Source organism: Rhodovulum adriaticum (assembly GCF_004345735.1).
Classification (GTDB): domain Bacteria; phylum Pseudomonadota; class Alphaproteobacteria; order Rhodobacterales; family Rhodobacteraceae; genus Rhodovulum; species Rhodovulum adriaticum.
In genome coordinates this window covers 333,630-346,573 of the sequence record NZ_SLXL01000002.1, presented here as the reverse complement: position 1 = coordinate 346,573, position 12,944 = coordinate 333,630, and the positions used below count along the sequence as shown (strand labels likewise).

12 protein-coding genes are annotated in these 12,944 nt (G+C 65.2%); 3 read left to right on the top strand and 9 right to left on the bottom strand.

All coding sequences use genetic code 11. From position 1 onward, the window contains the following. Nucleotides 1–10: 10 nt before the first annotated feature. Nucleotides 11–973, bottom strand: coding sequence for a phosphotransferase (locus EV656_RS05065; protein ID WP_165918937.1), 963 nt, complete (start codon nt 971–973; stop codon nt 11–13). A gap of 152 nt (nt 974–1,125) precedes the next feature. On the opposite strand from EV656_RS05065, the gene EV656_RS05060 reads away from it, so the two are divergent. Then, nucleotides 1,126–1,428: a hypothetical protein gene (locus EV656_RS05060; protein WP_132600284.1), complete on the top strand. Its 303-nt coding sequence runs from the start codon at nt 1,126–1,128 to the stop codon at nt 1,426–1,428. A gap of 65 nt (nt 1,429–1,493) precedes the next feature. Here EV656_RS05060 and EV656_RS05055 read toward each other — a convergent pair whose 3' ends face one another. Further along, nucleotides 1,494–1,700 carry a cold-shock protein gene (locus EV656_RS05055; protein WP_132600280.1) on the bottom strand — a complete coding sequence of 69 codons (207 nt, stop codon included), beginning with the start codon at nt 1,698–1,700 and terminating at the stop codon, nt 1,494–1,496. 211 nt (nt 1,701–1,911) lie between these two features. Here EV656_RS05055 and EV656_RS05050 point away from each other — a divergent pair, with 211 nt between their 5' ends. Then, nucleotides 1,912–2,238 carry an ArsC/Spx/MgsR family protein gene (locus EV656_RS05050; protein WP_132600277.1) on the top strand — a complete coding sequence of 109 codons (327 nt, stop codon included), beginning with the start codon at nt 1,912–1,914 and terminating at the stop codon, nt 2,236–2,238. Here the strand turns inward: EV656_RS05050 and EV656_RS05045 are convergent. The 6 genes from EV656_RS05045 to EV656_RS05020 form a co-directional block, all read right to left on the bottom strand. Further along, nucleotides 2,220–2,714, bottom strand: a complete 495-nt coding sequence (locus EV656_RS05045; protein ID WP_425057163.1) for a DoxX family membrane protein — start codon at nt 2,712–2,714, stop codon at nt 2,220–2,222. The genes EV656_RS05050 and EV656_RS05045 overlap by 19 nt on opposite strands. Nucleotides 2,715–2,787: 73 nt before the next feature. Next, nucleotides 2,788–3,543: an HvfC/BufC N-terminal domain-containing protein gene (locus tag EV656_RS05040; RefSeq protein ID WP_132600270.1), complete on the bottom strand. Its 756-nt coding sequence runs from the start codon at nt 3,541–3,543 to the stop codon at nt 2,788–2,790. Continuing rightward, nucleotides 3,540–4,391 carry an MNIO family bufferin maturase gene (gene bufB, locus EV656_RS05035; protein ID WP_132600267.1) on the bottom strand — a complete coding sequence of 284 codons (852 nt, stop codon included), beginning with the start codon at nt 4,389–4,391 and terminating at the stop codon, nt 3,540–3,542. Before bufB ends, EV656_RS05040 begins: the two co-directional genes overlap by 4 nt. 57 nt (nt 4,392–4,448) lie before the next feature. Next, nucleotides 4,449–4,739, bottom strand: coding sequence for a BufA1 family periplasmic bufferin-type metallophore (locus EV656_RS05030; RefSeq protein WP_132600264.1), 291 nt, complete (start codon nt 4,737–4,739; stop codon nt 4,449–4,451). A 206-nt stretch (nt 4,740–4,945) separates the two neighbouring features. After that, nucleotides 4,946–6,877, bottom strand: a complete 1,932-nt coding sequence (gene thrS / locus EV656_RS05025) for a threonine--tRNA ligase (RefSeq protein ID WP_132600261.1) — start codon at nt 6,875–6,877, stop codon at nt 4,946–4,948. Between the two features lie 128 nt (nt 6,878–7,005). Next, the gene (locus EV656_RS05020; RefSeq protein WP_132600258.1) at nt 7,006–10,062 is read right to left on the bottom strand and encodes a valine--tRNA ligase; all 3,057 of its coding nucleotides are present in this window, start codon (nt 10,060–10,062) and stop codon (nt 7,006–7,008) included. A gap of 131 nt (nt 10,063–10,193) precedes the next feature. Here EV656_RS05020 and EV656_RS05015 point away from each other — a divergent pair, with 131 nt between their 5' ends. Further along, a complete protein-coding gene (locus EV656_RS05015) occupies nt 10,194–12,482 on the top strand; it encodes a xanthine dehydrogenase family protein molybdopterin-binding subunit (RefSeq protein WP_132600255.1) in 2,289 nt (762 codons plus the stop codon). 3 nt (nt 12,483–12,485) lie between these two features. On the opposite strand, the gene EV656_RS05010 is transcribed toward EV656_RS05015, so the two are convergent. After that, nucleotides 12,486–12,932, bottom strand: coding sequence for a tellurite resistance TerB family protein (locus EV656_RS05010; protein WP_132600925.1), 447 nt, complete (start codon nt 12,930–12,932; stop codon nt 12,486–12,488). Nucleotides 12,933–12,944: the final 12 nt, after the last annotated feature.

Genomic DNA, 12,944 nt, shown 5'->3' with positions numbered 1-12,944 from the left:
GGGCCACCCCTTAGCCGGGCAGGGCGGTGGTCGGTGCCCGCAGATAGGCCGTGATCGCCCGGCGCAGATTGTCGGCGCGCGGCGCGGCGCGGTCGATCGTTGCGAACTTGTCAGCCAGTTCCACCCCGATGAAGAAGGGCAGCAGGCGGCTGCGGTCGATCGGGGTGAAATACCGCTGCAAGGGCGCGCAAAGCGCGTCGATATCCGGCTGCGCGATGCCGAGGGGGCGTTCTGCCCTGCTGCGGGGATGGCGGGTTTCCAGATAGACCAGGAACCGGGCCAGATCCTTGACCAGCGGCAGCCAGTTGGCGTTCTGGATATCCACGCCATAAAGCGCCGCTGGCGTCACGATCAGGTTTGCGGGGGCGAAATCGCTGTGGCAGCGGGCCTGCGTGACGGTGGCACCGGCAACCGCAGGCAGGCGTTGGGCCAACCGCTGGGCCAGGGCGGCGGCCAGCGCGCCATCCGGGCCATCGGTGATATCGCTCAGATCGGCGGTGCGCACCCGCACCCAGTACCGCCCGCCGAAACTGTGTTGCCGGGTCGCCCTGGAAACCAGGTGGGCCAGCCATTGGCCCGCCCCGCCAAGCAAGGCATCCCGATCCGTGGGGGGCGCATCGGCCAGCATCGCGTCCATGGGCGTGCCCTCGATCCGCGCGGTGACGGTGATCCCTTCGCCCGGCCAGGCATTCAGCAGCGGGGCCACGCGAAACCGCCCGGTGGCCATAAAGGCGCCCAGTCGGGTCAATTCGCGTTTCTGCGCGCGGGCGCGTTCGGTCCGCTCTGGTCCGTGGAACAGCTTCAGTATCGCGGGGCTGTCGGCATACCGGCCCTCGAAGACGGACGAGCCGGGGCCGGTCTTTGCCAGATCCTCGACCGCGAACCGGGCGATGGCCTTGCGGCGCGACTGGATCTCTTGCAGCGTTTCCGCCGCAGCCAGCAGGGTTTCCAGTTCTTCCAATTCGCGTACCATGCCGGGACTGTCGAGGCGATGGCGGCACCGGTCAAGGGCGTTGCGTGCGGGCGGGGGCGGGCCAATCATCCTTTGACAGGCTGGGGCAAAGCTGTAACACTTTGAGAACAAATATTTTCGAGCGGTGTTACAATTTGTCTAGGGGAATGGAAATGTTGACCAAATCCGGCCTGTTGGCCCTCTCCTTCGCACTGGTCGCCGGACCTGCTGCGGCGTGGCAGGACATGACCCGCCCGCACGATCCGAATACCCCGGCCCCGCAGCCTGTGCCGCACAAGGTGAATTACTGCCCCGACGGCCTGCAGCCGGTCAAGTTCAACGGGATGATCAGCTGCGGCGGAACCTACCAGCCGCGCTATATCGTCGTTGATAGCCTTGAGGATGTACCGGCCGATTATGCCGGTCGCGTATATCACCTGCGCCACGGCAACCCGGGCCGGCAGGAACTGCAATAACGCAGCGGGTTTGAACGGGGGCGGACGCATACCGCCCCCGCATGGGGCGCGTGCATGGGCTGCGCTTACAGCGCTTTCAGGTCGCCCGCAGATTGACGGCCGTCGCGGCCCTCGATCAGTTCGTAGCCGATCTTCTGGTTGTCGGCGAGGCCGGTCATGCCGGCGCGTTCCACCGCCGAGATATGCACAAAAACGTCCTTGCCGCCATCATCGGGGGCGATAAAGCCATAGCCCTTGGTGGTGTTGAACCATTTCACGGTGCCGGTAGGCATCTTCCACTCCTATCGTCGTTCCGCGCCCGCGGGATTGCGGCACGGTAGGTCACAGCCAGGTCTTCCAGTCTTCCGGCTGCCCCTGAAGGAGGAGCGGTCGTCCAGTCGTCTGCCGTCACACATTGAGGATGGGGGGCGAATCGGGGCAAAAGCAAGCGCCGAGCGGTCGCGCCGCCGTCGCAGCCACCGTGTGATGACAAAGGAGGCAAGGATGATCCTCTTTGGCCTGAAAAACTGTGACACCTGCCGAAAGGCCCGCCGCGCACTGGAGGCCACTGGTCACCCAGTCACGTTCCGCGATGTGCGCGCAGAACCGATGAGCGGCGAAGACCTGAGCCGTTTCCTTGGCGCCTTTGGTGAGGAGGCGTTGATAAACCGCCGTTCCACCACCTGGCGGGGCCTGTCCGAAGATGAGCGTGCCGCCCCGCCCGCCGATCTGTTGGCCGCCCACCCCGCGCTGATGAAACGGCCGGTCATCGATGCGGGCGGCGATCTGTATCTGGGCTGGGGGCCGGAGGTTCAGGCCGCCCTGCTGTAAGCGGCGCGGCGGCGTTGCAGCCAGCCATCCACCGACAGCGGCCCGCCCCCCAGCAGCGCGGGCACGGCCAGCAGCGTGACCCAGATCAACCGCTGGTCCAGAATCGCCGCATCCGGCATCCGATCGAACCACGCGCCCAAGGTCACCGGGTCGGACAGCGCGCCGTGCCCGATCAGGTCGGTCGCGGTCTGCACCAACACGAACCCGATCATGCCAAGCGCGGCCAGTCGCGTTGCAAGCCCGATCAGCAGCAGTGCGGGTAGCAGGAATTCGGCCCAGGTGCCGGCGATGACGACCGCGTGCTGCCAGGGGGCAAGCGCACCCACATCAAACCCCGCCGCCGCCATCGCGCGGGGGAAGATCTGCGCATACGCCCCTAGGGCGGGTTGGATCAGGCCCAACGGGCCGTCGCCATGCTTGGTCAGGGCGGAGGCCCAGAAGTAGATCAGTAAAGATGCAGCAAAAGTGAAACGCACGAGTGTCGTCAAGATCGGCTTTGCGCTTCTCTCTTCGATAGACGGTATGAAATTTTCATATTTTTTTATAGTGCTATGCATTGTGTCCCTCACCCTGAAAGCCGCAGATCGCGCCATGTTTCAGAAGAATGTTCAAAAGCTCTAGAATATCGGAATCCTGAAATTCTGAATCCGCGCATTCCAGTGCCGAGCCCAGCGATTTGCCCTCTTTCAGCGCGGCGATCACGGCCCCGCCTCCCTGTGGCAGCAGCAGGGGCACGGGATCGAAACCGGGCCGCGCGATCAACACGTCCTGCGGGCCCGGCTGCGGCGGGCGTCCGCCGTGATGGGCCTGCCAGATCCCCAGGACCGGCCAGTCGGACCGGATCAGCCGCAACGCGGGGGCCAGGCGCAACCGCATGCGTGCCAGATCCTCGGCGGTGTATGTGGTCAGTATCCGCGGGTCCAGCGGTGTGGCATCGGCGGCGTGATAGCTTTCGCGCAAGGCCAGTTCCAGGCGCGCAACATCGGCCAGGTAGCCCAGATGCGCAACCGGCGCGAACGCGGCCAAAAACACGGGAAAGGCCGTGCCATAGAGCATCAGCCGCGGCGAGCTCGGCGGGTGGGCACGCACGAATTCCCCGGCCATCGCGGTAAAGAACTCTGCCCCGACCAGGGCCCGAACCACGGGAAACCCGGTTTCCATCGCGGCGATCAGGCTGGCCACCACGTTGTTTCGGTAGATGTCGAACCGGCGTCCGGCCCCGCGCCCGCCCCGCCCGTGCAGCCCCGCAGGCGGGTCCAGCCGCGGCGCCAGCAGGGCCGCGGCAAAGGCGTGCTGACCGCTCATGCCGCAACCTCGGCGGCAAGGGTGGCGGCGCGCGCGGCCTCGGCGGCCAGCACCGGCCAGTCGGGCACGTCGGTGTCCCACTCGATCAGGGTGGGGCGGATGCCGCCCCGCGCGATTGTATGGGCGTACAGCGCCCAGACAGGATCGGCCACTTGTGCGCCATGGCTGTCGATCAGCAGGGGATTACCATGTTCATCCTGCTGGGCATCGTGCCCGCCCAAATGAATTTCGCCAACCTGATCCAGCGGAAGGGCGTCGAGATAGGCCACCGGGTCGGCGCCGCGATTGGTGCAGGCAACGTGGACGTTGTTCACGTCCAGCAACAGCCCGCAGCCCGTGCGCCGCACGATCGCGGCCAGAAAGTCGGTTTCGGTCATCTCGGTTTCCGCGAATTCCAGATAGGTCGCGGGGTTTTCCAGCAGCATCCGCCGGCCAAGCGTATGCTGCACCCGGTCGATGTGATCGCAGACGCGGGCCAGCGTGTCCTGCATATAGGGCAGGGGCAGCAGGTCGTTCAGATAGGCGCCCTCGTGGGTGGACCAGGCCAGGTGTTCGGAAAAACTGGCGGGGTTCAGCCAGTCCACCAGATGTTTCAGCCGCGCCAGGTGGTCGGTATCCAACGGCCCCTCCCCCCCGATTGACAGGCCCACCCCATGAACCGAAATCGGGAACCGTTCGGCCAGCGCGCGCAGTTGGGCCAGCGGGCGGCCGCCGTCGCCCATGTAATTCTCGGCGTGGATTTCCAGCCAGGCGACCGGGCCGGGATCGGCCTGAATGTCGCTGAAATGCTGTGCCTTGAAACCGACGCCGGGCCGCGGCGGCAGGCTGGGGTGTGTCGTGTCGAGCATGGCGTCCTCCGTTGAATGATGGCGGCCCCGGGGCTGTGCCCGGGGCCGGATATCCGATCAGGACGGCAAGTCGCGCATCAGCGGCTCAAGCGAGCCCATACGATCGCCCGGCAGGTCCATCGTTTCGCAGGTGCCAGCGGGGACCAGCGACCAGGCGTTGCCCTGGTAATCGACGCTGGAGGTGCCCGCGCAGGTGGTGCCGGGGCCGGCGGCACAGTCGTTTTCGCCCGCCAGCGAAACGCCGTAGCATTTTTCGTTCGCCTGCGCGGCGGCGGGGGTGGCGGTGTGCGCGGCGATCGCCGCAGTCAGGGCGCCGGCCAGCGCCAGCGTGGTCTTGGTGTTGCTCATGTCTTACTCTCCCTTGGGGTTTCCCATGTCGCATCCCTTGCGACAGGGCCAAGTGAGCGCGGAGCGTCGTTCAACTGCCAGTCACAGGCCGGTGCAGCACGCCGCCGTGACGGGGCGTGACCTTTCGCGTGCGCGCACAGGAGGTCTGCAAAAATGCAGAAGGCGCCGGAAAACCGACGCCTTCTCAATAGGGTGGGGGATTGCGATCAGGCCAGGTCGGGCGGGGTCGCCTCGACTGCCAGGTCGGCGACGATTTCGTCCAATGTTACAGTTTTGGTCTGCTTCTCGCCCAGCCTGCGCACGGTCACGGTGCGCTCTTCGACCTCGCGTTGGCCGATGGCCAGGATCACCGGCACCTTGCCGACGGAATGCTCGCGCACCTTGTAGTTGATCTTTTCGTTGCGGATGTCGGCCTCGGCCCGGATCCCGCGTTCGCGCAGCGCGTTGACCACCTCGTACACGTAATCGTCGGCATCCGACACGATAGAGGCCACGACCACCTGGCGCGGGGCCAGCCAGAACGGCAGCTTGCCTGCAAAGTTCTCGATCAGGATGCCGATGAAACGCTCAAGCGACCCGAAGAGCGCCCGGTGCAACATGACCGGGTATTCGCGCGCGCCTGCCTGTGTCACGTAGGTCGTTCCGAACCGCTCGGGCAGGTTGAAATCGACCTGCAAGGTGCCGCATTGCCAATCCCGGCCGATCGCGTCGCGCAGCACGTATTCAAGCTTGGGGCCGTAGAACGCGCCTTCCCCTTCGAAGATCGTGTAATCATGGCCAGCGCTGTCCAGCGCGGTGCGGAGCGAGTCTTCGGCCCGGTCCCAGCTTTCATCGCTTCCGATGCGGTTTTCGGGCCGGGTCGAGAGCTTGATACGCACGTCCTCGAACCCGAAATCGCTGTAGATCGACAGAATCAGGTCGTTGATCTTCAGGCATTCCTCGGTCAGCTGATCGGGCGTGCAGTAGATATGCGCGTCGTCCTGGGTAAAGCTGCGCACGCGCAACAGGCCGTGCAGGGCGCCGGACGGTTCATAGCGGTGGACCTTGCCGAATTCCGCGATCTTCAACGGTAGATCGCGGTAGCTTTTGACGCCCTGGCCATAGATCAGCATGTGCCCCGGACAGTTCATCGGCTTGAGCGCATAGTCGCGATCATCCTGGGTCTGCGCGAGGAACATGTTGGCGCGGTAGTTCTCCCAGTGGCCGGACTTTTCCCAAAGCGCGCGCTCCATGATGTCGGGTGAGTTCACCTCGACATAACCGGCGGCTTCCTGGCGGCGGCGCATGTAGCCGATCAGGGTCTGGAACAACTGCCAGCCATGCGGGTGCCAGAAGACGGAGCCGGGCGCCACCTCCTCGAAATGGAACAGCCCCATCTCGCGGCCCAGGCGGCGATGGTCGCGCTTTTCGGCCTCTTCCAGGAAGGTCAGGTAATCCTTCAGCTCTTGCCGGGTCTTGAAGGCCACGCCATAGATCCGTTGCAGCATCGGCCGGTCGCTGTCGCCGCGCCAGTAGGCGCCGGCCACTTTCATCAGCTTGAACGCATCGGCGGGCACCTGGCCCGTGTGTTGCAGATGCGGGCCGCGGCACAGATCCTGCCAGTGGCCGTGCCAATACATGCGGATCGGCTGGTCCTCGGGGATCATGCCGACCAGTTCCACCTTGTAGGGTTCGCCGTTCGCCTCGTAATAGGCGACCGCCCGGTCGCGGTCCCATATTTCGGTGGTAACGGGATCGCGGCGGTTGATGATCTCTTTCATCTTGGCCTCGATCTGGCCAAGATCCTCGGGCGTGAAGGGCTCTTCCCGGTCGAAATCGTAATACCAGCCGTTGTCGATCACGGGGCCGATGGTGACCTTTACGTCGGGCCAGATTTCCTGAACCGCGCGGGCCATGATGTGGGCCAGGTCGTGCCGGATCAGTTCCAGCGCCGGTTCGTCATCCTTCATCGTGTTGATGGCGACGGCGGCATTTTCGGTGATCGGCCATTGCAGATCCCAGTGGGCGCCGTTCACATTGGCGGAAATCGCCTTTTTCGCCAGAGAGTTGGAAATGCCTGCGGCGATCTCGGCGGGGGTGATCCCGGCCTCGAACGCTTTGACGTTACCATCGGGGAAGGTGATGTCGATCTGGCCCATAGCTGGACTCCTCGTCGGTTTGGCGCCCACGGAACGCCCGGTTGCGGGTTATGTCTGACGCCTAGGTGAACCCCGGCGCCGGGGGTGTCAAGCATTTGCAGGTGCGGCGCAAGCGCCGCACCGCAGCATTACGCCAGTTCGGCCAGCCGGGCCAGGGCGGCGCGCAGCTTGTCGGCCTCTTCGCTCTTGGCGGCGGCCAGGTCGCGGGTTTCCTCGACAACGTCCTCGGGGGCGCTTTCGACGAATTTGGGGTTCTTCAGCCGCCCTTGCAGCCCGCCCAGTTCCTTTTCCAGCTTGGCCAGAGATTTTTCCAGCCGCGCCTTTTCGGCGGCCACGTCGATGATGCCCGCCAGCGGCAGGCCCAGGGTGCCGCCCTCTACCGCGATTGTGATGCAGCCCTTGGGCAGGGCGTCCGCCGCGTCCAGGCTTTCGATCCGGGCCAGGCGTTTTATCAGCGCCTCGTTGCGGTCCCATGCGGCGCGGCCATGGGTGTCCAGTTCGGTATATAGCATGGGCACCTGCGCGCCGGCGGGCACGCGCATCTGCGCGCGGGCCGAGCGGACCTCCTCGATCAGCGAGATTACCCAGTTCATTTCGCGGTCGGCGTCGGCATCGATCAGTTCCGCGCCATAGGTGGGCCAGTCGGCGTGCACCAGCATCTTGGACCGCTGGCCCAGCGTGCCCCACAATTCCTCGGTGATGTAGGGCATGATCGGGTGCAGCAGGATCAGGCACTGGTCGATGACCCAGGCCATGGTGGCGCGGGTTTCGGCCTGTTGTTCGGGCGTGCCGTCCATCAGCAGGGGTTTCGAGAATTCCACGTACCAGTCGCAGACCTTGCCCCAGACAAAGGCATAAAGCGCGTTCGCCGCGTCATTGAAGCGGTAGGCGGCCAGCGCCTCGTCCACCTCGGCGCGGACACGGGCGGTTTCGCCGATGATCCAGGTGTTCACAGTCTCGGACGGCGTCGGAACGGTGCCATCAGACTTGTCGTTTTCGAACACGCCATTCATTTCGGCAAAGCGCGCGGCATTCCACAGCTTGGTGCCGAAATTGCGATACCCGGCAATGCGTTGCGTGGACAACTTCAGGTCGCGGCCCATCGCGGCCATGGCTGTCAAAGTAAAACGAACCGCATCTGCGCCGTATTCGTCGATCAGTTCCAGCGGGTCCAGCACATTGCCCAGGGATTTGGACATCTTCTTGCCCTTCTCGTCGCGGACAAGAGCGTGAACATAGACCGTGTGGAACGGGATCTGATCGACCACGGCCAGTTGCATCATCATCATCCGGGCAACCCAGAAGAAGATGATGTCGAACCCGGTAATCAGGACATCCGTGGGGAAGTATTTTTCCAGCTCTGGCGTCTTTTCAGGCCAGCCCAGCGTGCCGATGGGCCAGAGGCCGGAGGAGAACCAGGTGTCGAGGACGTCGGGGTCGCGACGCAGTTCAACAAAAAGCGTGCCAGGTTTCCCCGACTTATAATCGGCTACCCAACCAGCCTCGACATTCGAAACGAGCTCGATTTCACGCCCAGCATGATCTCGAACGCTGATATTCCCGCCGTTTTCAACCGCTACTTGAATCTCTTGGTCGGGTCGCTTCGCGGCGTAGCGTGAATGCGCCATTTTGACCGCTTCGCTTTCAGAAGCCGCACAATACTCGTTTCCTTCTTGATCATACCAAACCGGGATCTGATGCCCCCACCACAGCTGGCGGCTGATGCACCAGGGCTCGATATTTTCCAGCCAGTGGAAATAGACCTTGCGGTCGCGTTCGGGCAGGATCTGGGTGCGCCCGTCGCGCACGGCGTCCAGCGCGGGGCCGACGATGGCCGCGGCATCCACGAACCACTGGTCGGTCAGCATCGGCTCGATCACGACCTTGGACCGATCGCCAAAGGGCTGCATGATCGGTTTGTTTTCCACGAAGGGGATCAGGCCCGGTTCGCCCTCTTCGCCCGCCTTGGGGTTGGGCACCATCACGGCCAGCCCTTCGGCGGTGATATCGGCGACCACCTGCTTGCGCGCCTCGAAGCGGTCAAGGCCGCGGTATTTCTCGGGCACCAGGTTCACGGCGGTCGTGTCGATGGAGGACGCGTTTTGATGCCCCTCGGCGATGGCGCGGGCAAGGGCGGCCTCTTCGGCATAGGGTTTGCCGTCGGCGCGCATGTGGCCCTTGGTGTCCATCAGCACGTAAAGCGGGATCTGGTTGCGCAGCGCGACGCCGTAGTCGTTGAAATCATGCGCGCCGGTGATCTTGACCGCGCCGGAGCCGAAATTCGGGTCGGGGTATTCATCGGTGATGATCGGGATCAGGCGGCGGTGTTCCTTGGGGCCCACCGGGATTTCACACAGCTTGCCCACAATGGGCGCGTAACGTTCGTCACTGGGATGCACCGCGACCGCGCCGTCGCCCAGCATGGTTTCGGGCCGCGTCGTGGCGATGGAAATGTAATCGCGTTCCTCTTCGAGGATGACGTTTCCGTCCTCGTCCTTCTCGACGTAGGTGTAGGTTTCCCCCCCCGCCAGCGGGTACTTGAAATGCCACATGTGGCCCGCGACCTCGATATTCTCGACCTCCAGGTCGGAAATCGCGGTTTCGAAATGCGGGTCCCAGTTGACCAGCCGCTTGCCGCGATAGATCAGGCCCTTGTTGTACATCTCGACAAAGACGCGGATCACCGCGTCGTGGAAATTGCCGTCCTCGCCCGCGGGCGCGCCGGGGGCGCCAGACATGGTAAAGGCGTTGCGCGACCAGTCGCAGGACGCGCCCAGCCGTTTCAGCTGGTTGATGATCGTCCCGCCGGACTGCTGCTTCCACTCCCACACCTTTTCCAGGAATTTCTCGCGCCCCATCTCGCGGCGGGTGGCGTTGGATTTGTCCTTGGCCAGTTCCCGTTCCACGACCATCTGCGTGGCGATGCCCGCGTGGTCCTGCCCCGGCTGCCACAGCGTGTCAAAGCCCCGCATCCGGTGCCAGCGCACCAGAATATCCTGCAGCGTGTTGTTGAAGGCGTGCCCCATGTGCAGCGACCCCGTCACGTTGGGCGGCGGGATCATGATGCAGAACGTATCGGCGCCGGGTTTCGCGTTGGCACCGGCGGTAAAGCAGCCGGCGCTTTCCCAGGCGTCGTAAAGGCGCTGTTCGGCCTCGGCGGCGTTGAAGGTCTTTTCCATGGGCATGCGCGGGATCCTCGCGTGGGATGGGCTTGGCCGCTGACTTAGCGAAAGCCCGGGCCAAGGCCAACCCCCGGCGGGGCTGGACAGGGCGGCCAAGCCCGCTACCCTGCGCCGCGTCGGTTAGGGAGGGCGCGATGGAAACGAAATTCGGACAGGGCCAGACGGTCAAGCGGGTGGAGGATCTGCGCCTTTTGACGGGGCAGGGGCGGTACGTGGACGATATCGCGCCCCAGGGGGCGCTGTTCGCGTTGTTCCTGCGCTCGCCCGTGGCCCATGCTGATATCGCCGCACTGGATGTGGCGGCGGCACGGGCCGCGCCGGGGGTGCATCTGGTGCTGACCGCGCAGGATCTGCTGGATGCGGGCGTGGATCTGGACCTGAAGGGTACGCGGGTAAAAAACCGCGATGGCAGCCGGGGCGCAGGGCCCGAACGCCCGCTGCTGGCGCGCGGGCGCGTGCGCCATGTGGGCGAGGCCGTCGCCATGGTGGTGGCCGAGACGCTGGACCAGGCGCGTGACGCGGCCGAGTTGATCGAGTTCGACTTCGACGAGCTTGACCCGCACCTGGACCTGGCCCCCGGCGGCCCGGACCTGCACGCCGAGGCGCCGGAAAACGTCGCCTATGACTATGCCCTGGGGCAGGCCGACGCGGTGCAGGCGGCGTTCGATGCTGCCGCGCATGTCGTGGCGTTGCAGGTGCCCGACCACCGCGTGATGGCCAATTCGATGGAACCCCGCGGCGCCTATGCCGAATGGGACGGCCAGCGCCTGCACCTGTGCGTCAGCGGTCAGGGCGTCTGGGGTGACAAGACGCGGCTGTCGAAAATGCTGGGCCTGGCGCCAGAGGATGTGCGCGTGAGCACGCCCGATGTGGGCGGCGGCTTTGGCATGAAGGGGATGACCTACCCCGAGTATTACGTGATCTCCCACGCGGCGCGCGTGCTGACCCGGCCCGTGCGCTGGATGTCCGAGCGGGGCGAGGGGATGCAATCGGACAATGCCGGGCGCGACCTGACCTCGGCCGTGGAACTGGCATTTGACGGCGATTACCGCGTCACCGGCTACCGCGTCACGACGCTGTCCAACCTGGGTGCCTATAATTCGCAATACGCCCAGCCGATCCAGTCGGACCTGTTTTCCAAGGTGCTGACGGGGGTCTATGACATCCCGGCCGCGCTGTTGCAGGTGCGGGGTATCTACACCAACACAACGCCCGTGGATGCCTATCGCGGCGCCGGTCGGCCCGAGGCGATCTTTGCGCTGGAACGCACGATGGATCACGCCGCCCGCGTGCTGGGGGTCGATCCTTGGGAACTGCGGCGGCGCAATTTCATTTCGGCCGATGCGTTCCCCTATACCACACCCACGGGGCAAACCTATGACGTGGGCGATTTTGCCCGCGTGCTGGACCGGGTGCACCGGGTTGCCGATGTGGGCGGCTTTGCCGCGCGCAAGGCGGCCAGTGCCGCGCAGGGGCGGCTGCGGGGGCTGGGCCTGTGCTGTTACATCGAGTCGATCCTGGGCGACCCGACCGAGGGCGCAGAGGTCGAATTCTGCGCGGATGGCACGGTGAACCTGTATGTCGGGACGCAGTCGAACGGGCAGGGGCATGAAACGGTCTATGCGCAATTCCTGTCGGACCAGACCGGCATTCCCTTCGGCCAGATCCGCGTGGTGCAGGGCGACAGCGACCGCATCGCCAAGGGGGGCGGCACGGGCGGGTCGCGCTCTGTCACGGTGCAATCCAGCGCGACGCTGGCCACGGTAGACAAGATGGTTGCCGCCTTCACCCCCTTCCTGGCCGCCCAGATGGGGGTGGACCCGTCTGCTGTCGCCTTTGACGAGGGGGCGTTTCGCGCACCGGGGTCGAACCTGACCCCGACCTTGATCGAGGCTGCGGAACTGGCCCGGGCAGAGGGGTGCAGCGATCTGCTGCGCCATCACGCGGAATACAAGCTGCCCGCGCGGTCGTTTCCCAACGGCGCCCATGTGGCAGAGGTCGAGGTTGACCCAGAAACCGGGCAGGTGCGCGTGGTCGGCTACGCCGTCACCGACGATTTCGGCAACCTGATGCACCCGCAATTGGCCGAGGGGCAGGTGCATGGCGGCGTGGCCCAGGGGCTGGGCCAGGCGCTGTGTGAACATGTGGGTTATGACGAATACGGCCAGCTGCTGTCGGCCAGCTTCATGGACTATGCCATGCCACGGGCCGATGACATGCCGTTTGTCACCTTCACCACGGAACCCGTGCCCTCGACCGCCAATCCGCTGGGGATGAAGGGCTGTGGCGAGGCCGGCACCGTGGGCGCGATCGCTGCGGTCGCGAACGCGGTGCAGGATGCGCTGTGGGACCGGGGCGTGCGGGTCGCGGACATGCCGTTCACGCCGAACCGGGTGTGGGAGATGCTGCGCGCGGCGGGCTAGGGGTCAGCCGGCCATCCGTGCCTCGGCCCGCTGGCGGGCCAGCGCGCTGTCGCGGTCGTTGATTCCCAGCAGGCTGGCGGTCAGGCGCATCAGCGCATCCTCTTCGTGGTCGCGGATGCCATCGGCCAGAACGACCTCCCACAAGGCCTCCATCACGGCGGCGCGGTCCTCGTAGGGCACCGCGTCCTTGATCGCGCGGGTAAAGCGGACGGTGTCGGGGGCCTCGGCCTCCAGCGCCTCGGCGCGGTGGCGCAGGTCCAGCGCGGCATCTGCGTCCAGGCCATAGCGGGCGGCCAGGATACGGGCGATGCGCTCGGCCTCTTCGTGGGCGTATTCGCCGTCGGTGCGCGCGATGCGCACCAGCAGCGCCCCGAGCGCAAGCCGCGCATCGGCGTCGGGCAATGTCTCGGGCTGCGGCTGGATCAGCCGGTTCAGGAAATCGGCAAACATGTGATGGATATA